General features: G+C 66.3%; 26 protein-coding genes. 12 read left to right on the top strand and 14 right to left on the bottom strand.

The features are described from left to right. Window positions 1-73 precede the first annotated feature (73 nt). Together HL653_RS18310 and HL653_RS18315 are read right to left on the bottom strand one after the other, a co-directional pair. Window positions 74-979: an LOG family protein gene (locus HL653_RS18310; RefSeq protein WP_171745780.1), complete on the bottom strand. Its 906-nt coding sequence runs from the start codon at window positions 977-979 to the stop codon at window positions 74-76. Window positions 980-1028: 49 nt separating this feature from the next. Further along, window positions 1029-1664, bottom strand: coding sequence for an extensin family protein (locus tag HL653_RS18315; RefSeq protein ID WP_253717045.1), 636 nt, complete (start codon window positions 1662-1664; stop codon window positions 1029-1031). Between the two features lie 319 nt (window positions 1665-1983). Here HL653_RS18315 and HL653_RS18320 point away from each other — a divergent pair, with 319 nt between their 5' ends. From HL653_RS18320 to HL653_RS18330, 3 genes are all read left to right on the top strand, one after another. Further along, a complete protein-coding gene (locus HL653_RS18320; protein ID WP_171745781.1) occupies window positions 1984-3186 on the top strand; it encodes a phosphoserine transaminase in 1203 nt (400 codons plus the stop codon). Window positions 3187-3315: 129 nt separating this feature from the next. Then, complete coding sequence (gene serA, locus HL653_RS18325; RefSeq protein WP_171745782.1) at window positions 3316-4890, top strand: phosphoglycerate dehydrogenase; 1575 nt, start codon at window positions 3316-3318, stop codon at window positions 4888-4890. A 146-nt stretch (window positions 4891-5036) separates the two neighbouring features. Further along, complete coding sequence (locus HL653_RS18330; RefSeq protein WP_171745783.1) at window positions 5037-6158, top strand: ATP phosphoribosyltransferase regulatory subunit; 1122 nt, start codon at window positions 5037-5039, stop codon at window positions 6156-6158. A gap of 45 nt (window positions 6159-6203) precedes the next feature. Here HL653_RS18330 and HL653_RS18335 read toward each other — a convergent pair whose 3' ends face one another. Next, entirely contained in the window at window positions 6204-7040 is an 837-nt protein-coding gene (locus HL653_RS18335) for an alpha/beta hydrolase (protein WP_171745784.1), read from the bottom strand. Window positions 7041-7242: 202 nt separating this feature from the next. On the opposite strand from HL653_RS18335, the gene HL653_RS18340 reads away from it, so the two are divergent. The 4 genes from HL653_RS18340 to HL653_RS18355 all read left to right on the top strand — a co-directional run bounded on the left by HL653_RS18340 (window position 7243) and on the right by HL653_RS18355 (window position 12927). Next, window positions 7243-8532 carry an adenylosuccinate synthase gene (locus HL653_RS18340; protein ID WP_171745785.1) on the top strand — a complete coding sequence of 430 codons (1290 nt, stop codon included), beginning with the start codon at window positions 7243-7245 and terminating at the stop codon, window positions 8530-8532. A gap of 307 nt (window positions 8533-8839) precedes the next feature. Next, complete coding sequence (locus tag HL653_RS18345; protein ID WP_253717047.1) at window positions 8840-9409, top strand: GNAT family N-acetyltransferase; 570 nt, start codon at window positions 8840-8842, stop codon at window positions 9407-9409. A gap of 207 nt (window positions 9410-9616) precedes the next feature. Continuing rightward, window positions 9617-12286 (top strand): TonB-dependent siderophore receptor, encoded by a 2670-nt coding sequence (locus tag HL653_RS18350; protein WP_171745786.1) that lies wholly within the window; start codon window positions 9617-9619, stop codon window positions 12284-12286. Between the two features lie 146 nt (window positions 12287-12432). Beyond that, complete coding sequence (locus HL653_RS18355) at window positions 12433-12927, top strand: Rid family hydrolase (RefSeq protein ID WP_171745787.1); 495 nt, start codon at window positions 12433-12435, stop codon at window positions 12925-12927. A gap of 252 nt (window positions 12928-13179) precedes the next feature. Here HL653_RS18355 and murA read toward each other — a convergent pair whose 3' ends face one another. The 5 genes from murA to pgi form a co-directional block, all read right to left on the bottom strand. Further along, window positions 13180-14466 carry a UDP-N-acetylglucosamine 1-carboxyvinyltransferase gene (gene murA, locus HL653_RS18360; RefSeq protein WP_171745788.1) on the bottom strand — a complete coding sequence of 429 codons (1287 nt, stop codon included), beginning with the start codon at window positions 14464-14466 and terminating at the stop codon, window positions 13180-13182. 329 nt (window positions 14467-14795) lie between these two features. Beyond that, window positions 14796-15149 (bottom strand): ATP-dependent Clp protease adapter ClpS, encoded by a 354-nt coding sequence (gene clpS, locus HL653_RS18365; RefSeq protein WP_253717049.1) that lies wholly within the window; start codon window positions 15147-15149, stop codon window positions 14796-14798. A 148-nt stretch (window positions 15150-15297) separates the two neighbouring features. Further along, complete coding sequence (locus HL653_RS24510; protein ID WP_301337933.1) at window positions 15298-16233, bottom strand: phasin family protein; 936 nt, start codon at window positions 16231-16233, stop codon at window positions 15298-15300. An 83-nt stretch (window positions 16234-16316) separates the two neighbouring features. Beyond that, window positions 16317-18011 (bottom strand): thiamine pyrophosphate-binding protein, encoded by a 1695-nt coding sequence (locus HL653_RS18375; protein ID WP_171745789.1) that lies wholly within the window; start codon window positions 18009-18011, stop codon window positions 16317-16319. A gap of 77 nt (window positions 18012-18088) precedes the next feature. Beyond that, on the bottom strand, window positions 18089-19588 hold the full coding sequence (pgi, locus tag HL653_RS18380; RefSeq protein WP_171745790.1) for a glucose-6-phosphate isomerase: 1500 nt from the start codon (window positions 19586-19588) through the stop codon (window positions 18089-18091). Between the two features lie 213 nt (window positions 19589-19801). On the opposite strand from pgi, the gene lepB reads away from it, so the two are divergent. Continuing rightward, the gene (gene lepB / locus HL653_RS18385) at window positions 19802-20581 is read left to right on the top strand and encodes a signal peptidase I (protein ID WP_171745791.1); all 780 of its coding nucleotides are present in this window, start codon (window positions 19802-19804) and stop codon (window positions 20579-20581) included. On the opposite strand, the gene HL653_RS18390 is transcribed toward lepB, so the two are convergent. The 3 genes from HL653_RS18390 to HL653_RS18400 all read right to left on the bottom strand — a co-directional run bounded on the left by HL653_RS18390 (window position 20578) and on the right by HL653_RS18400 (window position 22679). Further along, window positions 20578-21954, bottom strand: coding sequence for an FAD-containing oxidoreductase (locus HL653_RS18390; protein ID WP_171745792.1), 1377 nt, complete (start codon window positions 21952-21954; stop codon window positions 20578-20580). The genes lepB and HL653_RS18390 overlap by 4 nt on opposite strands. Next, window positions 21951-22409: a DUF4126 domain-containing protein gene (locus HL653_RS18395; protein WP_171745793.1), complete on the bottom strand. Its 459-nt coding sequence runs from the start codon at window positions 22407-22409 to the stop codon at window positions 21951-21953. Before HL653_RS18395 ends, HL653_RS18390 begins: the two co-directional genes overlap by 4 nt. Before the next feature lie 63 nt (window positions 22410-22472). Next, on the bottom strand, window positions 22473-22679 hold the full coding sequence (locus HL653_RS18400; protein ID WP_171745794.1) for a DUF5818 domain-containing protein: 207 nt from the start codon (window positions 22677-22679) through the stop codon (window positions 22473-22475). Between the two features lie 100 nt (window positions 22680-22779). Between HL653_RS18400 and HL653_RS18405 the strand changes: the two genes are divergently transcribed. Beyond that, on the top strand, window positions 22780-22965 hold the full coding sequence (locus HL653_RS18405; protein WP_171745795.1) for a hypothetical protein: 186 nt from the start codon (window positions 22780-22782) through the stop codon (window positions 22963-22965). Window positions 22966-23027: 62 nt separating this feature from the next. Here the strand turns inward: HL653_RS18405 and HL653_RS18410 are convergent, their stop codons facing one another. Continuing rightward, the gene (locus HL653_RS18410; protein WP_171745796.1) at window positions 23028-23306 is read right to left on the bottom strand and encodes a hypothetical protein; all 279 of its coding nucleotides are present in this window, start codon (window positions 23304-23306) and stop codon (window positions 23028-23030) included. Between the two features lie 260 nt (window positions 23307-23566). After that, on the bottom strand, window positions 23567-23764 hold the full coding sequence (locus tag HL653_RS18415) for a YdcH family protein (protein WP_171747102.1): 198 nt from the start codon (window positions 23762-23764) through the stop codon (window positions 23567-23569). A gap of 288 nt (window positions 23765-24052) precedes the next feature. On the opposite strand from HL653_RS18415, the gene HL653_RS18420 reads away from it, so the two are divergent. Further along, window positions 24053-24211 (top strand): YdcH family protein, encoded by a 159-nt coding sequence (locus tag HL653_RS18420; RefSeq protein ID WP_171745797.1) that lies wholly within the window; start codon window positions 24053-24055, stop codon window positions 24209-24211. Window positions 24212-24300: 89 nt separating this feature from the next. Here HL653_RS18420 and HL653_RS18425 read toward each other — a convergent pair whose 3' ends face one another. Continuing rightward, a complete protein-coding gene (locus HL653_RS18425; protein ID WP_171745798.1) occupies window positions 24301-25125 on the bottom strand; it encodes an ABC transporter permease in 825 nt (274 codons plus the stop codon). A 70-nt stretch (window positions 25126-25195) separates the two neighbouring features. Between HL653_RS18425 and HL653_RS18430 the strand changes: the two genes are divergently transcribed. Together HL653_RS18430 and HL653_RS18435 are read left to right on the top strand one after the other, a co-directional pair. Beyond that, entirely contained in the window at window positions 25196-25882 is a 687-nt protein-coding gene (locus HL653_RS18430) for a GcrA family cell cycle regulator (protein ID WP_171745799.1), read from the top strand. A 47-nt stretch (window positions 25883-25929) separates the two neighbouring features. Continuing rightward, window positions 25930-26385, top strand: coding sequence for a DUF4174 domain-containing protein (locus tag HL653_RS18435; protein ID WP_171745800.1), 456 nt, complete (start codon window positions 25930-25932; stop codon window positions 26383-26385). Window positions 26386-26432 lie beyond the last annotated feature (47 nt).

Genomic DNA, 26432 nt, shown 5'->3' on the forward strand with positions numbered 1-26432 from the left:
CGGCTGTGAATAGCCGCCCGTTCCGCCACCGTCACCGTCGCCGTCACGAGGTCCGGATCGGCCCGGCGCGCGCTCAATGCTTCTCGCCGCGGCCCTTGCGGAAGCGCTTCTCGGTATAACGCTGATAATAATCCTGCACGTGCGCCCAGCCTTCCTCGGCCGTTTCGCAATAGTGGATCAGGTCCAGATCCTGCGGCGCGACCACGCCCTCTTCCACCAGCACGTCGAAATCGACGACCTTGGTCCAGAAGTCCTTGCCGTAGAGCAGGATCGGCACCACCGCCATCTTGCCGGTCTGGATCAAAGTCAGCAGCTCGAAGAATTCGTCGAACGTGCCGAAGCCACCCGGGAACACCGCCACCGCGCGCGCGCGCATCAGGAAGTGCATCTTCCGAAGCGCGAAATAGTGGAAGTTGAAGCTCAGGTGCGGCGTCACATAATCGTTCGGCGCCTGCTCGAACGGCAGCGCGATGTTGAGGCCGACCGTCTCCGCACCGACATCGCGCGCGCCGCGATTGGCCGCTTCCATGATCGAGGGGCCACCGCCCGAGCAGACGACGAACTGCTTCTTGCCGTCCTCCTCGCCGCCCTCGCGGCTGGCGATCTGCGCCAGCTCGCGCGCCACCTCATAATAATGGGACTTGGCCTTCAGCCGCTCGGCGATGCGGCGCTGGGTGTCGGTCTTGGCGGCCTCGACGATCGCGTCCGCCTTGTCCGGCGCCGGAATGCGCGCCGATCCGTAGACCACGAAGGTCGATCCGATGCCGGCCTCTTCCAGCAGCAGCTCCGGCTTCAGCAGTTCGAGCTGGAAGCGCACCGGGCGCAGATCGTCGCGCAGCAGGAATTCGCTGTCGGTATAGGCCAGGCGATAGGCGGAGTCGGAGGTCTGCGGGAGCACGCCGGCCGAGCGTGCGGCATCGGCATCGTCCTTCGCCTTCGTGAAGACGCGCTGGGGCAGGTCCTGCTTTTTCTTGGCCATATCGAAACCTCTCGGGGCGGCGTGTCGCTCCGCCGAAAAACGGGCGTGGTTAGCGGCAATATGGCCCCTTGCCCATGTCAAAATGCAGATGGTCGCGATGATAGGCGTTCGCGTCCGGCCCCAGCACCACCGAGAAACGGCGGCAGGCGGCCTGATGCACGGCGCGCAGGAAGGCGCGCGCCTTGGGATCGGGCCCGTTCCAGTCTTTCAGCACGGTGATCCGCTGGCCGCCCTGCAGCACGAAGGCGCTGATATCCACCGCATTGGCGCGGCCATGCTCCGACAGATCGGCTCCTTTCACGCCATTCTTCGGCCGGCAGGCGAAGGTGCCGAAACTCTCGATCTTCACCACCGGCTTGCCGAGGATCGCCTGTGCCTGTCGTGTCACCGTATCGCGCACCCAGAGCGTGAAGGGCAGCGCCGTCATGCACTTCATCGCCCCCAGATTGGTGACGGGAATACCGATCGCGACCAATTTCACCGCATGAGTCGCGGAGCAGCCACTGGCGAAATTGCGATCGGGCAGCGGATCGATCTTCACGTCCAGCTTGCCGAATTCCGCCATGCACTGGCGATAGGCGCGCGCATCGTCGGGCGGCGCGGAGGCCCCGCGAATCTTCGGCCGGCCACCGCAGCCCGCCAGCAGCAGGGCGGTCGCAAGCAGCAGAACGAGGGGGCATTTCAACGAAACCACGCCCTTTTCTGGCAGGCCGACGGCGGCGCGTCACCCCTCGGGACATACCCCCATCATGCTGAACTCGTTTCAGCATCCATGACCCACATTTGCGGCCTCGGATGACAGCGAGGTCCGGGTGATGGATGCTCAAACAAGTTCAGCATGGCGGCTGGAGCCTAAGCGCGCCGTGAATATCGTTTCGCTGCAAGAAATCGCACCTGGCGCAGGATTCCATCGCAACGGCGTTGACATGCCCCCTGATATGTTTACTTCCGGCGGCGGGCCACGCTGTCCCAACGCAGCGCGCGCTCTCTGTGAGGAGAGTTACATGACTGATACCGCACCTTCGGCTGCCACGTTGGCCGCCGCGAACGCCGCGCTTCCGGACAAGCCGGAACAGAAGCCGGCACGCCCCTTTTTCTCGTCGGGTCCCTGCGCCAAGCCGCCCGGCTGGCATGCCGATGGCCTTGCCACCGCCAGCCTCGGCCGCTCGCATCGCTCCAAGATCGGCAAGAGCCGCATCGTCCATGCGATGGATCTGACGCGCAAGATTCTCGGCATCCCCGATACGCACGTGCTCGGCATCGTTCCCGCGTCGGATACCGGCGCGGTCGAAATGGCGCTCTGGTCGATGCTGGGCGCCCGCCCCGCCACGATGCTCGCCTGGGAGAGCTTCGGTGAGGGCTGGGTCACCGATGTCGTCAAGCAGCTCAAGATCGACGCCAAGGTGGTGAAGGCCCCTTATGGCGAGATCCCGGACCTGAACGCGGTCGATTGGGCGACCGACGTGGTCTTCACCTGGAACGGCACCACCTCCGGCGCGCGCGTGCCGGACGGCGACTGGATCGCGGACGACCGTGCGGGCCTTTCGATCTGCGACGCCACCTCCGGCGTGTTCGCGGCGGACCTGCCGTGGGACAAGCTCGATGTCACCACCTTCTCGTGGCAGAAGGTTCTCGGCGGCGAAGGCGGCCATGGCGTGCTGGTGTTGGGACCGCGCGCCGTGGAGCGTCTCGAAGGCTATACCCCGGCCTGGCCGCTGCCGAAGATCTTCCGCATGACGAAGGGCGGCAAGTTCAACGCCTCCATCTTCAAGGGCGACACGATCAACACGCCGTCGATGCTTGCCGTCGAGGATGTGATCTGGAGCCTCGAATGGGCGCTGGGTCAGGGCAGTCTCTCCGCTTTGATCGCGCGCGCCGATGCCAATGCCGCCGCGCTCGATGCGTGGGTGCAGAAGACCGACTGGATCGAGCATCTCGCCGTCGATCCGGCGACGCGATCGAACACCAGCGTCTGCCTCAAGTTCGCGGATGCCGCGGTCGAGGGTCTGGACGACGACGCGAAGCTCGCGCTCGTCAAGAAGATCGCCAGCCTGCTGGAAGCCGAGGATGCGGCCTATGACGTCGCCGGCTATCGCGATGCGCCTCCGGGCCTGCGCGTGTGGTGCGGCGCCACGGTGGACACGACCGACATCGAGGCGCTCGGCCCCTGGCTCGACTGGGCCTTCTACACCGCCCGCGCGGCCTGATCCGATATTCCGTCATTCCCGCGAAAGCGGGAATCCATGGAGGCACCGTCGCACGCTGTTCGCGACCACCCGACATCTATGGATCCCCGCTTCGCGGGGATGACGTCCTGAGACAGAAGGACAAATTCGATGCCCAAGGTACTGATTTCCGACAAGATGGATCCCCTCGCCGCCAAGATCTTCAAGGAGCGGGGCGTTCAGGTCGATGAGATTACCGGCAAGACCAAGGAAGAGCTGATCGCGATGATCGGCGAATATGACGGCCTCGCCATCCGCTCCTCCACCAAGGTGACGAAGGACGTCCTCGCCGCCGCCACCAACCTGAAGGTCGTCGGCCGCGCCGGCATCGGCGTGGACAATGTCGACATTCCCGCCGCCTCCTCGGCCGGCGTCGTCGTCATGAACACGCCGTTCGGCAATTCGATCACCACCGCCGAGCATGCGATCGCCCTGATGTTCGCGCTCGCCCGCGATCTGCCCGAGGCCGACAAGTCGACCCAGGCCGGCAAGTGGGAGAAGAACCGCTTCATGGGCGTCGAGGTCACGGGCAAGACGCTCGGCCTGATCGGCGCGGGCAATATCGGCTCGATCGTCGCCGATCGCGCGCTCGGCCTGAAGATGAAGGTCGTCGCCTACGATCCGTTCCTGACGCCGGAGCGCGCGCTGGATCTGGGCATCGAAAAGGCCACGCTGGACGAGCTGCTCGCCCGTGCCGACTTCATCACGCTCCACACCCCGCTGACCGATCAGACGCGCAACATCCTCTCGGCCGAAAATCTCGCCAAGACCAAGAAGGGCGTCCGCATCGTCAATTGCGCGCGCGGCGGCCTGATCGACGAGGTCGCGCTGAAGGCGGCGCTCGACAGCGGCCATGTCGCGGGCGCCGCGCTCGACGTGTTCGCGGTGGAGCCGGCCAAGGAGAGCCCGCTCTTCGGCACGCCCAACTTCATCTCCACGCCCCATCTCGGCGCGTCGACGTCCGAAGCGCAGGTGAACGTCGCCATTCAGGTCGCCGAGCAGATGGCCGATTTCCTGATGACGGGCGGCGTCACCAATGCGCTCAACATGCCGAGCCTCTCGGCCGAGGAAGCGCCGAAGCTGAAGCCGTATATGGCGCTGGCCGAGCGGCTCGGCCGCCTCGTCGGCCAGTTGCAGGGCGATGCGATCCAGGCGGTCGCGATCGAGGTGGAAGGCGCCGCCGCAGAGCTGAACCAGAAGCCGATCACGGGCGCGGTGCTGGCCGGCCTGATGGGCGTCTATTCGCAGACGGTGAACATGGTGAACGCGCCGTTCCTCGCCAAGGAGCGCGGACTGGACGTGCGCGAAGTGCGCCACGATCGCGAGGGCGATTATCACACGCTCGTCCGCGTCACGGTCGGCACGCCTCAGGGCGATCGTTCGGTCGCGGGCACGCTCTTCGCCAACGCCGAGCCGCGCCTGGTCGAGATCTTCGGCGTGAAGGTCGAGGCCGATCTGGCGGGCGAGATGCTCTATATCGTCAACGAGGACGCACCGGGCTTCATCGGCCGCCTCGGCACGACTTTGGGCGAAGCTGGCGTCAACATCGGTACCTTCCACCTCGGCCGTCGCGCCGCCGGTGGCGAGGCGGTGCTGCTGCTCTCGGTCGACCAGTCGGTCGCGCCCGCGCTCGACAAGGTGAAGGCGCTGCCCGGCGTGAAGGTCGTCAACGGATTGAGCTTCTAAGGCCCGAGCGACCAAGAACCCTGATCCGTCATTCCCGCGAAAGCGGGAACCCAGTCCCAACGTTTCGGCTGGGTCCCCGCTTTCGCGGGGATGACGAATGGAGGTGGCTGGCGCGGTGGCGAAACCTCGCTAAAGACCGCGCCATCATGACCATCCCAGCCGGCCTCCTCCCCGAAGGACTTCGCGATCGCCTCCCCCCGCAGGCGGAGGCCGCGTCGCGCCTGATGCACCGCACGATCGTGGCGATCGGCCGTCATGGCTATGCGCGCGTCTCGCCGCCGCTCGCCGAGTTCGAGGAAAGCCTCGTCGGCCGTCTGAAGGCCGCGCGCGCGCAGGATCTGCTCCGCGTGGTGGATCCCGTCTCGCAGCGGATGCTGGCGCTGCGCCCGGACATGACCGCGCAGGTCGGCCGTATCGCCGCCACCCGCCTCGCCCATGCGCCCCGTCCGCTCCGCCTCGCTTATGGCGGGCAGGTCGTGAAGCTGCGCGCCACGCAGCTCCGCCCCGAGCGCGAACTGGCGCAGGTCGGCGCCGAGCTGATCGGCCGTGACACGGTGGCGGCCGCGATCGAGATCCTCAACGTCGCGCTGGATGCGCTGGCGGCGGCGGGCGTCACCGACGTCACCATCGACCTCACTTTGCCCGATCTCGTCGATACGCTGGCGGGCGGCGCGCTGCCCCTGCCCGCCGGCCGCGCCGAAGAGGTGCGCGAACTGCTCGACGCCAAGGATGCGGGCGGCCTCGCCGCCGCCGGTGCCGACGCCTATCTGCCGTTGCTCTCGGCCTGCGGTCCGCTGGAAACGGCGCTGCCCCGCCTGCGCGCCTGCGCCGGCCTCGGCCAGCTCGACAGCCGCCTCGCCGGGATCGAGGCGATCGCCGCCGCTGTCGGAGATCGCGCCACGCTCACGCTCGATCCCACCGAGCGCCACGGCTTCGAATATCAGAGCTGGATCGGCTTCTCGTTCTTCGGCGGCGGCCTAACCGGCGAGATCGGGCGCGGCGGCAGCTATGCGCTGATGCACGACGACGGCTCCGAGGAGCCCGCCATCGGCTTCTCGCTCTATCTCGATCCTTTGGTCGATATCGGCCTCGGCGTGGAGCCCGCACGCCGCATCTTCCTGGCCCTCGGCCACGATGCGAGCGAGGCGGCACGCCTGCGCCAGGAAGGCTGGGTCACGATCGCGGCACTGCACGAGGATGACGATGCGGTCGCGCTGGGCTGCGACTTTCGCTGGGACGAGGGCGCAGCGGTTCCGGTTACGGGCTAAACCCCGCGCTTTTTTATCACCGTCATGACGCAGGGTAATCGCCCCTCACGGCCGCAATCGCGCCGTCAGGAACGCCAGCATGTCGGCCGAGGTCTTGTCCCCCTCCACGCCGATCATCTGATTGAGCTGGCCGTGGGTGCGCCCTTCCACCGTGATCGTGGTGGCGGACGTGCCCGCCTGCCGCAGCGCCGCCGCCAGTTCCTCGGCCTGCGCGCCCGAATCCCTGCGCGAGGCGATGTGGAAGATCTGGAACGCTCCCGCATTGGGCAGGGCCGCATGCAACGTGGGTGACAGCCCCCGCTGCTCCACCGGATCGCGACCGAAAGCGCGCAGATACATGCGCCGCAACAGCGGCCCCGCCATGTCGATCTGCCGGGGCACATCGTAGCCCGCGCCATCCAGCAGCGAGACGGCCCGGATCATGCCGAACGGCACACCGGCCTGCTCCAGATAGGTGGGGTCGGTTCCCACCAGAGCCGCCAGATGCGCACCCGCCGAGTGGCCCACCAGAGCGATCCGATCCGGATCGAAGCCCAGCGCCGCCGCCCTCGCCCGGAGTGCCGCGATCGCCGCCGCCACGTCGCGCGCCTCGTCCGCCACGCTCACCTGCGGCGCCAGCCGATAATCGATCGTGGCGAAGGCGAAGCCGTGGCGCGTGAAGAAGTCCGGCTTGGCTGCCGTCGCCTTGTCCTTGTCGCCGAACATCCAGGCCCCGCCATGGATGAACACCACCAGCGGCGCGCCCCGCCCCGGCGCGGGATAGAAATCCAGTTTCTGCAGCGGATCCGCACCGTAAGCGATCGCGCTCGGCGCAGCCCCCATCGCGGGATGGAACGCGGAGCCCAGCAAAAATGCCGCCAAAGCGAGGCGCAATGTCTTCATCGATCCGATCCTTGTCATCCCCCTTGAACGGGCGCGGACGCCCGATCCGTCGCGGGATCGGGGCACCGCTCTTTCTTGACTCGCACGGCGCCTCGCGGCAGTGGCACCCGCGAACCTGCTTCACGCAGACCTGTCCCGTCCGATCGCCGAGTCCTGTCGAAGGGCGGTCCGGATTCCCCTCGGCAGGGGGAAAGTCGTATTCATGGCCAATGTGACCGTCATCGGTGCCCAGTGGGGCGATGAGGGCAAGGGCAAGATCGTCGACTGGCTCGCCAGCCGCGCCGATGTCGTCGTTCGTTTCCAGGGCGGCCACAATGCCGGCCACACGCTCGTCGTCGGCGATCAGACCTACAAATTGAGCCTGCTCCCCTCGGGCATCGTGCGCGGCACGCTGTCCGTGATCGGCAACGGCGTCGTGCTCGATCCGTGGCACTTCCGCGACGAAGTCGCCAAGCTCGAAGGCCAGGGCGTCAAGATCAGCCCGGAGACGCTGCAGATCGCCGAAACCTGTCCGCTGATCCTCCCCCTCCACCGCGATCTGGACGGCCTGCGCGAGGATGCGTCGGGCGCCGGCAAGATCGGCACCACGCGGCGCGGCATCGGCCCGGCCTATGAGGACAAGGTCGGCCGCCGCGCGATCCGCGTGTGCGATCTCGCCCATCTCGACGATCTCGATCCGCAACTCGATCGTCTGTGCGCGCACCACGATGCGCTGCGCGCCGGCTTCGGCGAGCCGCCGGTCGATCGCGCCGTGCTGATGGAGCAATTGCGCGAAGTCGCGGAATTCCTTCTGCCTTATGCCCGCCCGGTGTGGCGCACGCTGGACGAGGCCAAGTCGCGCGGCCGCCGCATCCTGTTCGAAGGCGCGCAGGGCGTGCTGCTCGACGTCGATCACGGCACCTATCCGTTCGTCACCTCGTCGAACACGATCGCGGGCACGGCGGCGAGCGGCTCGGGCCTCGGCCCCTCTGCGGCCGGTTTCGTGCTGGGCATCACCAAGGCCTACACCACCCGCGTCGGCGGCGGCCCCTTTCCGACCGAGCAGGCGAATGACATTGGCGAGCGGCTGGGCACGCGCGGCCATGAATTCGGCACGGTCACGGGACGCAAGCGCCGCTGCGGCTGGTTCGATTCGGTGCTGGTGCGTCAGGCGGTGGCCGTCTCCGGCATCACCGGCATCGCGCTCACCAAGCTCGACGTGCTGGACGGCTTCGAGGAGCTGAAGATCTGCGTGGGCTACACGCTCGGCGGCAAGAATTACGATTATCTGCCGCCGCACGCGCGCGACCAGGCGCTGGCCGAACCGATCTACGAGACGATCCCGGGCTGGTCCGAATCCACCTATGGCGCGCGCAGCTGGGCCGATCTGCCCGCCGCCGCGATCAAATATATCCGCCGGATCGAGGAACTGATCGGCTGCCCGGTCGCCCTCGTCTCGACGAGCCCCGAACGCGAGGATACGATTCTGGTGCGCGATCCCTTCCGGGATTGAACATCCCGCAATTTATCGCCCCGTTCGCGGGATTCCACGAACGAATCCTTCAATCATGATGCCTCCGGCCCCTCGCCTCTTGCGGGGGGTCGCGGTTTCAGATTGATTACACCCCATAGAGTTTCGCGGCGGGCCATATTCGCTGCGAACAGTCAGGCAAGCGACTCGGGGGAGCGCTTGACGGGGGAACGGGCGCGATGATGGTTCGAGCCGATACGGGGGAAATGTCCGGTTCACCGGCCGACCGCTCGTTCCCCCTCCTGGCGGCCGGCCGTCCCCTCGGTCATCGGCAGCCCGAATTCCGGCTATGAGGATCGAGGCACCGCACGCTTTGCCCGATCTGCTTGTCCGCCCGGCGCGCATCGCCGAAATCGCCACGCTGGAAACGCTGATCGCGGCCTCGGCCCGCGTCCTCAGCCGTGGCTTTTACAGCGAGGCCGAGACGGAAGCCGCCATCGAACATGTCTTCGGCGTCGATACCGATCTGGTCGACGACGGCACCTATCTGGTGGTGGAGGACGAGGAAGGCCGCCTGCTCGGCTGCGGCGGCTGGAGTCGCCAGCGCACTCTCTTCGGCAGCGATCGCTTCGCCGCGCGGACGCCCGGCTTTCTGGATCCCGCCGTCGATGCGGCGCGCATCCGCGCCTTCTTCGTCGCCCCCGAAGCCGCCCGTCGTGGCGTGGGTGCCACCCTGCTGAATGCCTGCGAAACGCGCGCGGCCGCCTCCGGCTTCACGCGCACCGCGCTGATGGCCACCCTGCCCGGCGTGCCCTTCTATGCGCGCCACGGCTATGTCGCCGGCGAGCCGGTCTCGCATCCGTGCGGCGACCTTTTTGTAGGCTTCGTGCCCATGTCGAAAGATTTGTTGCACATATGACACAGGAGAAAACTGAATCTGAAATGAACTGATCCGCAGGATCATCGCATCTTGCAGGATAATGCGGTCAACACATAGCATCACGTCGCGGTAACATACGCGTTTCTACTTCGTGTCCGGGGGGTTGGATACGAAACAGAGATCGGCTCTACGGCCGGCGAACGGGGGATGCTCCTGAAAAGGCCACGCCTTTCTCGGGGGAATAGTATGAACAGGACAGGTTTGATTTCGCGTGGTGCGCTGGCGATGGCGCTCGCGATGAGCGGTCAGTCGGCATTCGCGCAGGCGACGTCGGGCGCAGCCGCCGGCGATGAAGCGATCATCGTGACCGGCACGCGCGCCACCGGCTTCAAGGCATCGGACAGCCCGGCGCCCATCCAGATTCTCGGCAGCGATGCGCTGTCCCGCGTCGGCCAGCCCGATCTGAACCAAGCGCTGGCGCAGCAGATCCCGTCAATCCAGGCGCAGGCGTTCGGCAACGACCAGACCGCGTTCCACCCCTCGATCAAGCTGCGCGGCGTGAGCCCGAACCACACGTTGATCATGATCGACGGCAAGCGCCGCCACGGCACCGCCAACGTCGCCGTGACGAACGCGGTGTGGACCGGCGGCGCCGCCCCCGATCTCGGCCTGATCCCCGGCGACATGATCGATCACGTCGAAGTGCTGCAGGACGGCGCCGCCGCCCAGTACGGCACGGACGCGCTGGCCGGCGTCGTCAACTTCATCCTGAAGAAGAACGATCATGGCGGCACGATCAACGTCGACGGTGGCCAATATTTCGCCGGAGACGGCACGCAATATCACGTGTCCGGCAATATCGGCATCGCGCCGATCGAGGACATGTATCTCTCGCTGACCGGCGAATATAAATTCCACGATTACAGCTTCCGCGGCGATGTCGATCCGCGCGTGGTGGATACCGGCTTCAACACCTCTGCCAACACCGGCAACAATGGCGGCCGCACGATCCTGGCACGCTTCCCGGGCGTCAAGAATTTCCCCAACTACCCCTACGTCAACCGCATCTTCGGCGACGGCAAGATGGAGCTGACCAACGGCTTCTACAATTGGGGCTATACCGGCTTCAAGGATATCGAGCTGTATTCGTTCGGCAGCATCTCGCGTCGTGTCGGCCGCACGAACCAGAATTATCGCCTGCCCAACGTCGTCTACGGCAAGTCGGCCGCCGCCTCGATCAACACCGCGACCCCCACGGGCGACATCCCCTATCCGACCGGCTTCTCGCCGCAGGAGGTGCTGCGCGAGCTGGATTACTCGGTCACCGGCGGTGCAAAGGGCACGTTCGGCAAGACCACCGTGGACGTCAGCACCACCTATGCGCGCGACGTGAACAAGATCTACGTCGAGAATTCGGCCAACGCCGCGCTCTATTATGATACGTCGACGCTGACGACGCCGGGCTATTCGCCCACCAACGTCCACAATGGCGATTTCATCGCGTCGCAGTCCGTCTCGAACCTCGATCTGACGCACGAACTCGATGTCGGGTTCGAGGATCCGGTCGTGATCGCGGGCGGCCTCGAATATCGGTGGGAGCAATATCAGCTGCGCGCCGGCGATCCCGCCTCTTATTATGTCGGATCGGGCGTGCTGCAGGGCGGCATCCAGTCCTTCTTCGGTTATGCCCCGTCCAACGCCAGCACCAACAGCCGTCGGAATTTCTCGCAATATCTCGATATTTCGATGAAGCCGGTCCCGGCCTGGCTGGTCGACGGCGCGGTCCGCCACGAACATTATTCGGACTTCGGCGACACCACCGTCTTCAAGCTCACCAGCCGCTACGACATCATCCCCGAATTCGCCGTTCGCGGCACCGTCTCCACCGGCTTCCGCGCGCCGACTTTGGCCGAAGGCTTCTATTCGGGCATCAACGTCAGCGTGTCGTCGCTGTCGGGCATCTTCGCGCCGAACTCGTCCGGTGCGGCCGCGCTCGGCATCGGCGGCCTGAAGCCTGAAAAGTCGACGTCGTTCAGCGGCGGCTTCGTGGCACATCCGTTCGATCGACTGACCGTCACGCTCGACGGTTATCGCCTGTCGATCCGCGACCGCATCGTCCAGTCGGGCGGCTTCACCGGCTATTCCAACAATTGCCGCTTCCTGCCGAGCGGCTTCACGCCGGGCATGGACGTGCAGGCCGCTTATGCCGCGTTCCGGGGCACCTGCACCGGCACGATCTCGCCGAACGTGCTGACCGCGCTCTACAATAACGGCGTGCCGATCACGTCCGTGATCGGCGCGATCAACGGCGGCGCCTCGGGGTCGCTCGCGATCAACAGCTTCGTCAACGGCGTGAAGACGCAGACCACCGGCCTCGATTTCCTCGCCAATTATTACACGCCGATCGACGGCCTCGGCCGCATCGACTGGTCGCTGGCGGTCAATTACAACAAGACCAAGATCAAGAAGGTCGCCGCCCCGCCGTCGGGCGTGAACCAGACGACCGCGATCCTCGACGTCTACGCCCAGTCGCAGCTCACCAAGACGACGCCGAAGATCCGCGCCACCGCCGGCGCGCTGTGGACCTATGATCGCTTCGAGGTGAACCTGCGCGAATCCTATTATGGGACGAGCGGCTTCCTCACGACCTTCCCGACGGATGCGAACCGGGCTTATTATGTCAGCGCGGGTTCGGCGTTCATCACCGATCTGGAAGCCAGCGTGAAATTCGGCGCGATCAAATTTTCGATCGGCGCGAACAACCTCTTCAACAAATATCCGAAGGCTTATTCGGATGAATTCCGCGCCGCCCAATATTCTCTGAGCTCGACGGCGTTCATCACCAAATATCCGGTCAATTCGCCTTATGGCGTGATGGGTGGCTATTATTACGGCAAGGTCGGCGTGAAGTTCTGATCGCGCACACCCCGGCCCGGAACGAGCCACGCTCGTTCCGGGCTTTTTTTGTTGCTGCCATTGCGGCGCGGCGGCCGGTCGGCTTCAATCGCGCCGCCCATAATTGCCCCCTCGAAAGGGGGCGTCTGTCAGGGAAGGTTTTTCGGATGAACAAGCTCGTCGCGTCATCGATTCTCGCTCTTGCCGCTTTGGGCGCTACCGCCGCGCCTGCCGCCGGCATCGTCCGCAACACGCTGCCCGCGATGAACGGCAAGCCCGCGCGCATTCTGGAGAGCGCCGAGGTTCCGGCCGGCGCGACCACGCTTTATGTTTCGGGCCAGCTCGCCTCGCCGGTCGATCCGGCCAAGCCCACCGAATTCGGCGACACCAAGACGCAGGCGTTGAGCGCGCTCGCCAAGATCAAGGGCATCCTTGAAAAGCGCGGCTACGCGATGTCGGACATCTTCAAGATGACCCTGTTCCTCGCGCCCGATCCCAAGCTCGGCAAGATGGATTTCGAGGGCGTGAACGCCGCGTTCGAAACCTTCTTCAACGTGCCGTCCAATCCGAACACGGTCGCCCGCTCCGCCGTCCAGGTCGGCGCGCTGGCCGGCCCGAACTTCCTCGTCGAGATCGAAGTGACCGCCGCCAAGGTGAAATAGTCCGGGCCATGGCGGGCCGCTTCACCGCGGCTCGCCTCGCCATTTGTCGCTATGCTGCGCCCATCTCGCGACAGCAGAAAGCAAGGTTTGTTCACACAGAGGCGCGGAGGCGCAGAGAGAAAAAGAAAGCGGCGCGGCCAATCCCTCTTTCTTCTCTCTGCGCCTCCGCGCCTCCGCGTGAATCATTTTATCTTCTGACAACGGAGCGAGTCTCCCGCCCTCACGGGAATGGCCCCTCCGCAGGCGCCGGCCTCAGCCCTCGCCGTCGCGTTCGATATCCGCGCCCACGGCCGACAATTTGTCCTCCAGCCGCTCATAACCGCGATCGAGGTGATAGATGCGCAGCACCTGCGTCTCGCCCTCGGCCGCCAGACCGGCCAGCACCAGGCTCATCGACGCGCGCAGGTCGGTCGCCATCACCGGCGCTCCGACGAGCTTGTCCACGCCCTTCACGATCGCCGTGCGCCCATGGACGTTGATGTCCGCGCCCATCCGGATCAGCTCGGGCACGTGCATGTAGCGATTTTCGAAAATCGTCTCGGTCAGCACGCTGGTGCCCTCGCCCAGCGCCAGCATCGCCATGAACTGCGCCTGCATGTCGGTGGGAAAAGCCGGGAACGGCGCGGTCGAGAGCGTCAGCGCCTGCGGGCGCGACGGCGCGCGCACGCGGATGCCGCTTTCCTCCTGCGACACGTCCAGCCCCGCCTGCTTCAGCGGATCGAGGATCGCGCCCATATCGTCGGCATGGGCGCCGGCCAGCAGCAGATCGCCCCCGGTGATCCCCGCCGCGCAGGCATAGCTGCCCGCCTCGATCCGGTCCGGCATCACGCGATAGTCGGCGCCGTGCAGGCTCGTCTTGCCCTGGATCACCAGCCGCTCGGTGCCGATACCGCTGATGTCCGCGCCCATCGCCACCAGGCAGCGGCAAAGGTCGGCGATCTCGGGTTCGCGCGCGGCATTTTCGATCACGGTTTCGCCCTGCGCGAGCACGGCTGCCATCACCACATTCTCGGTCGCGCCGACCGAGACGATCGGGAAGCTCACGCGCCCGCCGCGCAGACCGCCTGCAGGCGCCGTCGCCTTCACGTAGCCCGCCGCCAGCTCGATCTCGGCGCCCAGCGCCTCGAGGCCCTTCAGGTGGAGGTCGATCGGGCGGTTGCCGATCGCGCAGCCGCCCGGCAGCGACACGGTCGCCTCCCCCGCGCGCGCCAGCAGCGGCCCGAGCACGAGGATCGAGGCGCGCATCTTGCGGACGATGTCATAGGGCGCGACCGTGGAGGCGATGCTGGCCGCGTGCAGCGTCATCGCGCGATCGATGCCGGTGGTGGGCGTGGCGCCCGCGATCGTGGTCGAGACGCCGAGGCCGTTCAGCAGATGGCCGAAACTGTCCACGTCGGCCAGGCGCGGCAGATTGGAGAGCGTGAGCTTGCCGTCCGTGAGCAGCGCGCAGGGCAGCAACGTGAGTGCCGCATTCTTCGCGCCGGAGATGGGAACAGTGCCGATGAGCGGCTTTCCGCCGCGGATGATGATGCGATCCATCCGCCCGCTTTATCGCGGCCTGCGGCGCTAGGCGAGAGAGGCGCGAGCCGATCGGGTCATTTCGCCGGACCAACGTGTTCGCGGTGGAGGGAAGAGGAAAATTGCGACACCTCCCCGCCTCGATTGCCCCCATTTCCGAAAAACCGGGCGGGCACCTCCCTCAACCCGCTCGTCCTGAGCGAAGTCGAAGGACGTGCTTCAAGTGCCGGTATTCGCAGCCCATGCTTCGACTTCGCTCAGCACGAACGGGGCATAGGAATATGGGAAAAGGGAAGCAGCCTGACGCGGAACAACAGGTCGCTCTACAAGCCGCCCGGCCCCGAAGCCCCTCAGGCCTTCTCCAGCGTGCACTGGAGCGGATGCTGGTTCTGCCGGGCGAAATCCATCACCTGCGTCACCTTCGTCTCGGCGACTTCGTAGCTGAACACGCCACACACGCCCACGCCGGTCTGGTGGACGTGCAGCATCACGCGCGTCGCATCCTCCAGGCTCATCTTGAAGAAGCGCTGCAGGCAGAGGACGACGAATTCCATCGGGGTGTAATCGTCATTCAGCATCAGCACCTTGTAGGGCGACGGCTGCTTGGTCTTGGTGCGCGTGCGGGTGGCGACGCCCAGCCCCGTGCCCTCATCGTCGCCGCGGCGCACGGCCATCGACAGCGGTGCAGGGAAACGATCGATCATTGCGCGCACATATCCCGAAGGCGTTGGAAGCTGTAAGAATATGCAGCCGGACGGCCCGCTGCAAGTCTCGGCCCCGAAATGCGGGCCAAAATGAAAGGGCGGCCGCATCGCTGCGGCCGCCCCCTTCAAACTACCGGTACGGGCAGGATCAGAGCGCGGCGCTCTTGATCTTCTCGGCCGCCAGCGCGTAGCGCGTCGACAGCGGCTGCGCGACTTCGCCGGCAACCTTCATGAACGACTCGGAGAACTTCGAGGCCTCGGCGACGGCGCTGTCGAACGAGGACTTGGCGAAATCGGACTGGAGCTGGAACAACTCGGTCGGCGACTTCACCGAAGCGAAGCTCTTGAACGCGGCCATCGCGCTCTCGAAGCTCTTCTTGCTGTAGTCGGCGGCTTCCTGGCCCATCGTCTCGCCGGCCTTGGCGGCAATGCGCGCGGAGGCGACGAACGCCTCGACATTGCCCTTCGAGAACTCGACCATTTCCTCGCCCAGCTTCGAGCTCTTCTCGAACGCGGTCTTGAAACGGGTGTTCATCTCGCCGAGCATCGCGGCGGCCTTGTCGGTAGCTTCGGTAGCCTTGGTAGCGGTAGCCATGAGGTGCTTTCCTTCCACGGTGGGGGCGAGCGTCGCGGGCTTCGCCGGTTTCGGTTCGACTATCTTGGCCGGCGACGCTTCGGCCTTGATCTCAATCTTCGGGGCCACCGCCTTCACGGGAGCCGTCTTCTTCACCGGCGCCACCTTGGCCGATGCCACCGCCTTGGCGGGAGCGGCAGCCTTGGCCGGAGCCGACACCTTCGCCGGGGCGGGCGCCGCCGCTTTCGCGATCGGCGCAGCCTTCACCGGCTCCGGTGCTTTTACCGGCGCCTTGGCCACGACAGGGGCCGCCGCCTTCGCGGGAGCCGCCGCCTTGGCAGGCGCGTTCGTTACTTTAGCAGGGCTTTCCTGCACCTTCGGGTCAGGCGTCTTAACGGCGCCTGCGCTCACGGCAGGAACGGCCGGAGTCTTCACGGCAGGCGCCTTTGCGGGCGCCGGCTTCGCAACGTCATCCTCGGCCTTGGCCGGAGCGCGGTCTTCGTTTTCCACGTCTCTCTCCGTTCTTGCTGCAGTGCACAAATACGATACGCGAAAACCGATTTCAAGTCTACTTTTGTGCAGCGCACAAAACGTCAGAAACCAGCCGTTCCCAGCAACATTTCCTTGGCCTTCGCGATGCCGAATCGGGCGGCCTGGCCGATATCGAGGCGGGGCATCAGCGGAATCTCCGCCGGGTCCACCGCGACATGCAGGATAGCGGGTCCGGGCAATCCAAGGAAGGTGCTGACATTCTCGTCCAGCCGCGCCGGATCGCTCACCGCGATTCCGTCCGCCCCGCAGGCGAGCGCGAAGGCGGCGAAGTCGATCGCCATCAGATGCGATCCCTTGGTCGCGGGCAGTCCCGCCCCCTCCATTTCGAGGTGGACGAGGCCCCAACCACCATTGTCATAGACCACCACCTTGATCGGCAGCTCATGCTCCACGGCAGTGATGAACTCGCCCATCAGCATCGACATGCCGCCGTCGCCGACATGCAGGATCACCTGCCGCCGCCGGTCCAGCGCCTGGATGCCGTTGGCGATGCCGAGCCCGGTGCCCACCGCCGCGTTGTTGAACGATCCGCAAATGCGCTGGCCGGGCTTTTGCCGCGTCCAGTTCGCCGCCCACAGCGTCACCTCGCCCGTATCGGTGACGATCACGGCATCGTCGTCGGCATGATCGGAGAGGCAGCGCGCCAGCCGGGGCGGATGGATCAGCTTCGTGCTGCGATCGGGATCGGCGCGCGCGTCGAGCTTGCCGTTCCAGCCCTGCCGCGCCTTGCCGACGCCATCGAGGAACGCGCTGTCCGTCCGCTCGGGCAGATGATCCAGCAACGCCCGGATCGAGGGCCGTACCGATCCGGTGATGCCGATCGCCACGGGGGCCCGCCTGCCGATCACGCCCGTCCGCTCGTCGATCTGGATCACGCGGCCATGTCTGGGCAGGAATTCGCCGTAAGGATAATCGGTGCCGAGCATCAGCAGCAGATCGGCCTCGTTCACCGCGTCCACGCCCGGCTTGCCGCCGATCAGGCCGACACCACCCATCCACAGCGGCTCGTCGAAGCCGAGGATATCCTTGCCCCGATAGGTGTGGAGCAACGGCGCCTTCAGCCGCTCCGCCAGCAGGCGCAATTCGTCCCCCGCCCCGCGACAGCCATTGCCGCAGAAGATCGCGACCGTCTTCGCCTCCGCGATCATCCCGGCGGCGGCCGCGATCTCGCCCGGATCCGGCACGATCTCCGGCCGGGGCCGCAACGTGGCGAGGCTCGTCACCGGCCCCGGCACCTTGGCCGAGAAGATGTCGGGCGGGATCGAGAGATGCGACACGCCCGGCGCCGCATAGGCCATCGCGATCGCCTGATGGATCAGGGCCGGCGCCTGCTCCGCCGCCGCCAGCAGCTCCGAATAGACCGAGACGTCGCGAAACAGGCTGACGGGATCGTCCTCCTGCAGATAATCGGTGCCGCGCAGCGCGCTCGGCACGCCGCCCGAAATGGCGAGCACGGGCGCATGATCCTTGCGCGCCTCATACAGGCCCGCGACCAGATGATTGCCGCCCGGCCCCGTCGTGCCGCAGCAGACGCCGAGCCGGCCCGTCAGCTTCGCCTGCCCCGCCGCCGCCAGCGCCGCGCCTTCCTCGTGGCGCACGCCGATCCATTCCAGCCGTCCGTCGGCGCGGATCGCCTCGGTGAAGGGATTGAGCGCATCGCCCACGATTCCAAACACCTGATCCACGCCGATTCGAGCAAGCGTGTCGACGAGGAGGCGTGCGACGGTTTCAACCATCGCACCGCAACGCATGACGCGCCGCAATGATCCGGCAAAAGTTTCGCCGGATCAACGCTTCATCTTATTCGCGCTTTTCAGCCGAAAGCGCGCGCGATCAGATCCTGGGTGGAGGCATCGAAATTGCCCGTTCCCTCGGTCGAGATCGCCTTGGCCATCTGCTTGCCCAGCTCCACGCCGAACTGGTCGAACGGATTGATGCCCGTCAGCACGGCGTTGCAGAAGGTGCGATGCTCGTAGAAAGCGATCAGCGCGCCCAAAGTGCGCGGATCCACCTGCTCCACCAGCAGGGTCGTGGAGGGACGATCGCCTGGATAGGCGCGCGCCGGATCCTCATTGCCCTTGCCCGCCATCAGCGCCGCGCCTTGCGCGAAGCAGCTCGCCAGCAGCGCGTGATGATGGCCGTCGTCCAGCCCATGGCCCGGCTCGATCGAGGCGATGAACTCCACCGGCAGCACATGCGTGCCCTGATGCAGCAGCTGGAACACGGCATGCTGCGCGTCCGTGCCGACGCCGCCCCAGGTGATCGGCGAGGACGGGATATCCAGCGCCTCACCTGCGATCGTCACGCGCTTGCCGTTCGATTCCATCTCGAGCTGCTGGAGATAGGAGGGCAGCAGCCGCAGCCGCTCGTCATAGGCGAAGACGGCGCGCGTCTCGCTGCCGCGTACCACCGCATAATAGCGATCGGCAAAGGCGGCGATCAGCGGGATATTCTGCTCGGGCGCGGTCAGCATGAAGTGGCGGTCCATCTCGGCCGCGCCTTCCAGCAATTCCTCATAGGCATCCCAGCCGATGCCGATCGCGGCGCCGAAGCCGATCGAGGACCAGAGCGAATAGCGCCCGCCGACGCTCTCCGCGAAGGGCAGGATGCGCGTCTCGTCGACGCCCCACTCCATCGCCTTGTCGGGCGCCGCCGTCAGCGCGATCACGCGGCCATAAGGATCCTCGACGCCATTCTCCTGCATCCAGGCGACGACGCTCTCGGCGTTCATCATCGTCTCGGTGGTGGTGAAGGTCTTCGAGGCGACCGCGAGCAGGGTCGCGGTCGGATCGAACTTCTTGAACACCTCGTCCAGCGCCGCGCCGTCCACGTTGGAGACGACCGCCACGTCATAGCGATCGGCATCGCGACCCAGCGCGTCCACCAGCAGGTTCGGCCCCAGCGCGGAGCCGCCGATGCCCACCTGCAGCACATGCCGGATCGGCCCGAGCGCGCTGCCTTCGATCGCATCGATCAGCGCGCGCATCCGCGCCTGATAGCCCTTGGCCCGCTCCACCGACTCGGGCTTGCCCACGCCGCGCTCGGCCGGATGCTCGGCCGGACGGCCCTCGGTCGGATTGACGATGTCGCCCGCGAACAGCGCCTTGCGGTGCCCGTCGAAATCGCACGCGCCCGCCAGCGCCAAGAACGCCGCAATCATCGGGCGATCGAGATGCGTCTTGGAGAGATCGAAATGGATGCCGGCCGCGTCGAAGGTCAGATACCCCAGCCGATCCGGCTCGGCCTCGAACAAAGCGGTCAGCTTATGCTTCGGCAGATCGAAGATCGGAGCATAGGCGGATTTCGTAACCATCAATCGTCCTCCAAGGGATACCGGCCCCAAACGCAACCTACGCCCGGATCGTTTCAGGCTGAATCAGCCGAAAAGCGGAATCAAGTCCAGATCGTGACGGATCCGGTCCCATCGGATGTGGTCGCCCGCCACGCCTACCACGTCCGACATCGGGTGAACCGCTCCAATTCCGCGCTTGACCGAGCGTGGCGCAGCCAGCAATGCCCGCGCCCCATGTCACGCCGTCTGGCCGTGGAGCTTGCGACGCTCGCCGCCGCCGCCTTCGCCGCGTTCCTCATCCGCTCGTTCGTCGCAGCCCCCTATTCGATTCCGTCGGAATCGATGCTGCCGACCTTGCTGGTGAACGACACGCTGCTCGTCGAGAAATGGCGCACCGGCTCCGTGCGGCAGTGGTTCGCCGCGGCGACAGGCAACGCGCCGCCTTTGCCCCGGCGTGGCGATATCGTCGTGTTCCGCGCGCCGCCCTCCGGCCATCAGACCTATGTGAAGCGGCTGATCGGCCTGCCCGGCGATCGCGTCGGGCTGAAGGGCGGCATCGTGATCCTGAACGGCCAGCCGATCCGGCGCTGGCCGATCGACGATTTCGTCGAGCCGGTCACGCCCAACAGCCCCTGCCGCACCGGCCCCGGCCTGCGCATCCGGCAAGAGACGGACCCGCAGGGCAAGACGGCCTGCATCTATCCCCGCTTCGCCGAGATGCTGCCCGAGGGTCGCACCTTTGCGGTGCTGGACATTGGCGAGGATGATGCGGACGACATGGCCGAGCAGGTCGTCCCCGCCGGTCACATCTTCGTGCTGGGCGACAATCGCGATCGCTCGGCCGACAGCCGCTTCCCCGCGAAGGAAGGCGGCGCGGTCGGCATGGTGCCGGTGGATCAGCTGATCGGCCGTGCCAGCACCGTGATCTTCTCCGCCGACGGCAGCTGGCGCTGGCTCCGCCCCTCCACCTGGAGCGGTGCCCTGAGGCGGGATCGCATCGCGCGAGGGCTTTAGGCCGGCTTCACATCGTCGGCGAGCGTCGGCAGCAGTTCCGCCACCGTGGGATGGATCGGCACCGCCCAGCGCAACGTATCGACCGTGCCGCCCGCATTCATCAGGGTGAGCACCGCGTGGATCGCCTCATCGCCGCCCGTGCCGAGGATCGCGGCGCCGAGGATTTTCTTCGTCTCGGCATCGGCGACCATCGACATGAAACCCGCCGTCTCGTCCTTCTCCACGGCACGGCCGACGCGCTTCATCGATCGCTTGGCATGGAGCAATGGCCGCCCCGTCGCCTGGGCCTGAGCCAGCGTCATGCCCACACGCCCCAGCGGCGGATCGACATAGAGCGCATAGCCCAGCAGCCGATCCGAGACCTTGCGCGTCTCGCCGTCTAGCAGATTGGCCGCGACGATCTCGTAATCGTTCCACGCCGTATGGGTAAAGGCGCCCTTGCCGTTACAGTCGCCCATCGCCCACACGCCCTCGGCCGTGGCGGCGAGGCCGTCATCCACCACGATATAGCCGCGCTTGTCGGTCGCGATCCCGGCCGCATCCAGGCCGAGATCGTCCGTATTGGGCCGCCGCCCCGTCGCCAGCAGCACATGGCTGCCCTCGATCTCCGGTGCGCCCTCATGGCAATCGACGCCCACGATCACGCCGCCGCCCGCCCCCGGCTTCAGCGTGATGCAGGTGGCCGAGGTGCGGATCGCGATCCGCTCGCCTTCCAGGATGCGGCGTATCTCCTCCGAGACATCCTCGTCCTCGCGCGCGATCAGGCGCGGGCCCATCTCGACAATCGACACCTGCGATCCGAAGCGGCGGAACATCTGCGCGAATTCCAGCCCGATATAGGATCCGCCGACCACTACGAGATGCTCGGGCACCTCGGTCATCGCGATCATGTCGCTGTTGGTGAGATAGGGTACGTCGCCCACGCCCTTCAGATCGGGAATGGCCGGGCGGCCGCCCACATTCAGGAAGATACGCGGCGCGGTGATCGTCTCGTCGCCCACCGCGATCGTGCGCGGCCCGGTGAAGCGCGCATGGCCACGGATCAGGGTCAGCGTCTTCATGCCCGCCAGCCAATCCTCATTGCCCTTGCGGCTGTCGAGGATCACCTTTTCGGCGCGGGCGTGGACGCGCGCCAGATCGATCGAGATCGCCCCCGTCCCCACGCCGTAATCGGCGCCACGCCGGGCGAGATGCGCGGCATAGGCGCTCGCCACCATCGTCTTGGTCGGCTTGCAGCCGGTATTGACGCAGGTGCCGCCGACATGATGGCGCTCGACCAGCGCCACCGTCATGCCCGCCCCCGTCAGCCGGGCCGCGAGCGCCGGCCCCGCCTGACCCGCGCCGACGATGATCGCGTCGAACGAACGGCTCATACGGCGGTGACGATCAGATAGGCGCCGGCGATCGCCACCACATCCTCGATCAAGGCCGCCGGGCGATCGCTGCCGAAGGTCCGTGCCATCGATCCGCGCACCGCCGCCCCGCCGAGCGTGCCGATCACGGCGCCGAGGATACCTGCGGCGGCCGCCGCCGCCAGCGCCCCGTGCGCCGCGCCGATCGTCCCGCCGGCGAGCGCGCCCATCACGATGCGCGCACCGAACTGGGGCGGCACCTTGCGGCTGGGGGTGGAGGGCAATTGATCCGTCACCAGTTCGCCCGCCGCCGCCACGGCGAAGATCCACGGCGTGAAGCGATAGCCCATGAAGGCGAGCCATGAGTCGCCGATCGGCCAGGCGTGAAAGCGCGTAGCCAGCGCAACGGCGGCGGGCGCCATCATGGCGCGCAGCCCGGCGATGATCCCGATCAGCAATGCAAGAGTGAGCGTCATGAGAGCCTCCCTGCGCCCTCCCCGTGGGCGTTTCCGCAGGCTAGGCGTGTTTCGCGTTGGTGACTACCGGTCCGCGATGCTGACGCCGTCGACCAGCACATGCCCTTCGGACAGCATCGTGCCGATCACGCGCACGCGCTTCTCCACTTCGTCGACGGGCACGCGCGGCAGTTCGAGCAGAAAGCGGCCGCCCCGATCGCGGCGCAGGCAGAAACCGCCGCCCTCCCGCACGAGAATGCCCGTTTCATCGATCGGCGTCCCGGTCACCATGGCCCTTCCTATCGTGTCGCGGGCGATCCGTCGCGCGCCCGAATAAGGAAAGGAACGGATGCCGTCGGCGCTGGTTCGATCCAGGCAAGGAGACGATACGATGGCAAGCAACGCAAATCAGAAACCGGGTCTGACGACGTTCGGCTGGCTGGCGCTCGGCGCCGCAGCCACGGCTGTACTGGCCAATCCGGCGCGGCGCGAAAAGCTCAAGGGCGGCGCCATCGATCTGTTCGGGAAATTGCGCGCGGCCGCATCGACGAAGACGAGCCCAGAAACGCCCGCCTGAGGCAAGCCTCTCTTCGAATGAGAACGAGGGAGGGGTGGAGCCGAGGCTCCACCCCTTCATCATCAGGCCGTGGCGGTGGTCGTCCGGCGGCGCGAGGCGCTCGCGGTCTTGCGCGGGGCGCGGCGGGGCGTGCTGGCCTTCTTCTTCGGCTGCGGGCGCTCCCAGAGCGTGGCGGCGGCCGCCGCGGCGGCGACACCGAGCGCAGCCGCACCCGCCATCCAGGCGCTGGTCGGCACCGCGCGCGCCTGCGACACGATCCGATCGATCGCGCTGCGGTCACCCGTGCTCACCGGAAGCGCCGATTGGGCATGCGGCATGGCGGAGTTGGGGATGCTGGACATAAGGCAAGCTCCTGACACTGTTGGAGCAAGATCAACCGGCAAGGCCCCGGACGGGTTCCTCCCGCCTGCCGCGCGGGCGGGACGCGACACCGTATATGCCCTCCCGTTCGGACGAGCTTGGCGGAGCCTGTCCTGAGCGCGTGCCTCGGCAAGCAGTCGAAAGGGATGCCGTTCGTCCTTGAGCCCAGCCTGTTCAGAAAGGAACGGTGCTTCGACAGGCTCAGCACGAGCGGCTCGGGGCAAGCCCCGTGGTCACCCGGTCAGGCGATGATGTCCGGGATCAGCAGATCTTCCAGCGCCGCCACCTCGTCCTTCAGCTTCAGCTTGCGCTTCTTGAGGCGGGCGATCTGCATCTGATCGTTGGAGGAGGAGAACGCCAAAGCGTCGATCGCGGCATCCAGATCGCGATGTTCCTGCCGCAATTCGCCGATACGCCGAATGATCTCGGCCTCGTCCATGGTCATGCATTCCCCCGAAGCCGGAAAGCGATGTCAGAGCGATTTCCAAGCGGCTGGAATCAGCGGGTGACTCCGAAATCGCGGCAAAACAAAAAGCTCGAGCGGCCGATCCGATATAATCGGATCGAGAGCCGCTCTAGGGCCTTGCGCGGCGGGGCTCAAGGCGATCGATGCACGGCCCGTCGAAGCCCCCGAAGGAAGCGCCGTGCGGTTAACGAAATGGCAGAGAGACAGGGGGGTTCGATCGTGTTTTACTTCACGTCCCCCAAGCGAAGGAGGAGTGAGTCGATGGCCGATTCCCATTCCCAGTCTTTGATCGCCAAGCATGCGATGCTCGACGCGAGGATAACCTCGGAGACGCGCCGGCCTATGCCGGATGAGATCGTCCTTCACGCACTCAAGAAACAAAAGCTCCGGATCAAGGAAGCCATTGCCAGGCTCACCTAGACGGCAAAGATGACAATCTGATGTCGCCGGGGCCCGGACGCTTCCAGAGTGTTCGGGCCCTTTCGATTCGGGCCCAGGTCCACACCCAATCAGTTGCGGATCTTGTAGCCCGCACGCAGCATCAGATAGCAGATCGACGCCAGCACGACGTTCACGACGAGCAGCAGGATCGCACCCGTCGCGACCGGCGAATCCGCCTGCCCGAGGAAGCCGTAGCGGAAGCCCGAAATCACGTAGAAAAAGGGGTTGGCGTGGCTGATCGCGCGGAACACGCCGTGCAGACCCTCGATTGAATAGAAGGTGCCCGACAGCAGCGAGAGCGGCTGGACGACGAAATTGGTGATCGTCGCATTGTGATCGAACTTTTCAGCCCAGATCGAGACGATCACGCCGAAGAAGGCCATCATCGAGGCGCCCGATACGGCAAACCAGATCACCGCCAGCGGATGGTGCGGGAACACCGCCCCGCCCGGCCACAGCAGCATCGCCAGCCACACGACCACGCCGACCAGCAGCGCGCGGGTCACGGCGGCCCCGGCCAGCGCCGCCAGCAGCTCGGCATTGGAGAGCGGCGGCATCAGATAATCGATGATCGTGCCCTGCATCTTGCCGACCATCAACGAGAAGCTGGCATTGGCGAAGCTGTTCTGCAGCATCGCCATCATGATCAGGCCCGGTGCGGCGAAGGTGGCGAAGGGAAAACCCATCACCAGATTGCCGCCGCGCCCGAACGCGATCGAAAAGACCATCAGCAAAAGCAGCGCCGAAAAGGCCGGAGCCCAGATCGTCTGCAGTTGCACCTTGAAGAAGCGACGCACCTCCTTCACATACAGAGCGCGCAATCCCCCCCAGTTGATCGTCGGGATAACCGGTTCTCCGGGGGCGTGATGATTTTTATCCAGCGAGGTGGCCATGGCTCACGCCTAGTCCCCGCGCCGCGGGGCGACAAGCGCCCCGTGCATGAAGATTGAGGAACTTCGTTCTATGTCGTGGACCGACGAGCGTATCGACCGGCTGAAGCAGATGTGGGAAGCGGGCATGACCGCCAGCCAGATCGCCGAGGGCCTTGGCGGCGTGAGCCGCAACGCCGTGATCGGCAAGGCGCATCGCCTGGGCCTGCAGTCGCGCCCGTCGCCGGTGAAGGCCACCGAGGCCGCGCCCGCCCCGGTTGCCGCCCCGGCTCCGGAACCCGTCGTGAACGAGGCGCCGCCCGCCCCGCCGCCTCCGCCGCCCACCGTCGTCGCGGCTCCCGTCGCGCCGCCCGCGCCTGCAGCGCCTGCCCCCGCAGCCAGTGCGGCGGCACCTGCCACCCCGGCCGCGCCGGCGCGCGACGAACCCGTGCTGCGCTCGATCGGCCCCGGCGGATTCACCCGTCAGAACCCGCACGAGCAGCAGGCGCCGATCCCGCCCGCGCCGCCGCGTCGCCTCGTGCCCGCCAAGCCGTCGGCGGACATTGCCAACAAGACATCTCTGCTCGATCTCAACGATCGCATATGCAAGTGGCCGCTCGGCCATCCGGGCGAGCCCGATTTCCACTTCTGCGGCCATCCGGTGAATCCGGGTTTCCCTTATTGCCTGGATCACTGCTCGGTCGCCTATCAGGCGCAACTGCCGCGCCGCGATCGCCGTCCGCCGCCTCCGCTGCCTTATGGCGGCCCGCGCGTGCGCTGAGCCGATCGATCGAGGGATATTGCGGGGCATTTCGGCGTTAGGCTGAAATGCCCCGTTTCCTTTTTCCCGCCGCTTTGTCCCTCTTTCTCGCGGCGGCGCCGGCTTTGGCCACCGACAGCGATCTGCGCTCCGTCGCCGGCATGGCCCAGCACAATCGCGTGGTCCTCGTCTTTTCGCCCACGCTGCGCGATCCGCGCCTGCAAACCCAGCGCCAGATCATGGCCCGTTTCGCGGCGGGCGCGGCGGCGCGGGATCTCATCCTCGTGCAGGTGTCCGAAGGCCGGGTGATCGGCGCGCATGACAATCATCCGAAGCTGCGCCGTCGCTTCGATACGCCTGCCCCGCGCTATCGCACCCTGCTGCTCGGCAAGGACGGGAAGGTCGCGATCGATGCCGCCGGCCCGATCGACGAACCGCATCTGAAGGCCGCGATCGATGCGATGCCGATGCGGCGCGAGGAAGTGCGCCGCGCCAAAGCGGGCGAAGGCCGTGCCGAGGATTGAGCCCTCGCGCGGCCGGCCTCGCATCACGATGACGATCGCCCTGTCGC

Source organism: Sphingomonas sp. AP4-R1 (genome assembly GCF_013113735.1).
Taxonomy (GTDB): Bacteria; Pseudomonadota; Alphaproteobacteria; order Sphingomonadales; family Sphingomonadaceae; genus Sphingomonas_I.

Bases quoted from the DNA above. Each gene is read 5' to 3' on its own strand.
- HL653_RS18390 (WP_171745792.1), bottom strand. From the start codon at position 21,954: ATGAGCCGTTCGTTCGACGCGATCATCGTCGGCGCGGGTCAGGCGGGG.
- HL653_RS18415 (WP_171747102.1), bottom strand. From the start codon at position 23,764: ATGGACGAGGCCGAGATCATTCGGCGTATCGGCGAATTGCGGCAGGAA.
- HL653_RS18345 (WP_253717047.1), top strand. From the start codon at position 8,840: ATGAGGATCGAGGCACCGCACGCTTTGCCCGATCTGCTTGTCCGCCCG.
- HL653_RS18355 (WP_171745787.1), top strand. From the start codon at position 12,433: ATGAACAAGCTCGTCGCGTCATCGATTCTCGCTCTTGCCGCTTTGGGC.
- HL653_RS18320 (WP_171745781.1), top strand. From the start codon at position 1,984: ATGACTGATACCGCACCTTCGGCTGCCACGTTGGCCGCCGCGAACGCC.
- HL653_RS18400 (WP_171745794.1), bottom strand. From the start codon at position 22,679: ATGGTGACCGGGACGCCGATCGATGAAACGGGCATTCTCGTGCGGGAG.
- HL653_RS18420 (WP_171745797.1), top strand. From the start codon at position 24,053: ATGGCCGATTCCCATTCCCAGTCTTTGATCGCCAAGCATGCGATGCTC.
- HL653_RS18405 (WP_171745795.1), top strand. From the start codon at position 22,780: ATGGCAAGCAACGCAAATCAGAAACCGGGTCTGACGACGTTCGGCTGG.
- HL653_RS18330 (WP_171745783.1), top strand. From the start codon at position 5,037: ATGACCATCCCAGCCGGCCTCCTCCCCGAAGGACTTCGCGATCGCCTC.
- HL653_RS18410 (WP_171745796.1), bottom strand. From the start codon at position 23,306: ATGTCCAGCATCCCCAACTCCGCCATGCCGCATGCCCAATCGGCGCTT.
- HL653_RS18435 (WP_171745800.1), top strand. From the start codon at position 25,930: ATGCCCCGTTTCCTTTTTCCCGCCGCTTTGTCCCTCTTTCTCGCGGCG.
- HL653_RS18350 (WP_171745786.1), top strand. From the start codon at position 9,617: ATGAACAGGACAGGTTTGATTTCGCGTGGTGCGCTGGCGATGGCGCTC.
- serA (WP_171745782.1), top strand. From the start codon at position 3,316: ATGCCCAAGGTACTGATTTCCGACAAGATGGATCCCCTCGCCGCCAAG.
- HL653_RS18395 (WP_171745793.1), bottom strand. From the start codon at position 22,409: ATGACGCTCACTCTTGCATTGCTGATCGGGATCATCGCCGGGCTGCGC.
- HL653_RS18310 (WP_171745780.1), bottom strand. From the start codon at position 979: ATGGCCAAGAAAAAGCAGGACCTGCCCCAGCGCGTCTTCACGAAGGCG.
- pgi (WP_171745790.1), bottom strand. From the start codon at position 19,588: ATGGTTACGAAATCCGCCTATGCTCCGATCTTCGATCTGCCGAAGCAT.
- lepB (WP_171745791.1), top strand. From the start codon at position 19,802: ATGTCACGCCGTCTGGCCGTGGAGCTTGCGACGCTCGCCGCCGCCGCC.
- HL653_RS18340 (WP_171745785.1), top strand. From the start codon at position 7,243: ATGGCCAATGTGACCGTCATCGGTGCCCAGTGGGGCGATGAGGGCAAG.
- HL653_RS18425 (WP_171745798.1), bottom strand. From the start codon at position 25,125: ATGGCCACCTCGCTGGATAAAAATCATCACGCCCCCGGAGAACCGGTT.
- HL653_RS18430 (WP_171745799.1), top strand. From the start codon at position 25,196: ATGTCGTGGACCGACGAGCGTATCGACCGGCTGAAGCAGATGTGGGAA.
- HL653_RS18335 (WP_171745784.1), bottom strand. From the start codon at position 7,040: ATGAAGACATTGCGCCTCGCTTTGGCGGCATTTTTGCTGGGCTCCGCG.
- HL653_RS18375 (WP_171745789.1), bottom strand. From the start codon at position 18,011: ATGGTTGAAACCGTCGCACGCCTCCTCGTCGACACGCTTGCTCGAATC.
- clpS (WP_253717049.1), bottom strand. From the start codon at position 15,149: ATGATCGATCGTTTCCCTGCACCGCTGTCGATGGCCGTGCGCCGCGGC.
- murA (WP_171745788.1), bottom strand. From the start codon at position 14,466: ATGGATCGCATCATCATCCGCGGCGGAAAGCCGCTCATCGGCACTGTT.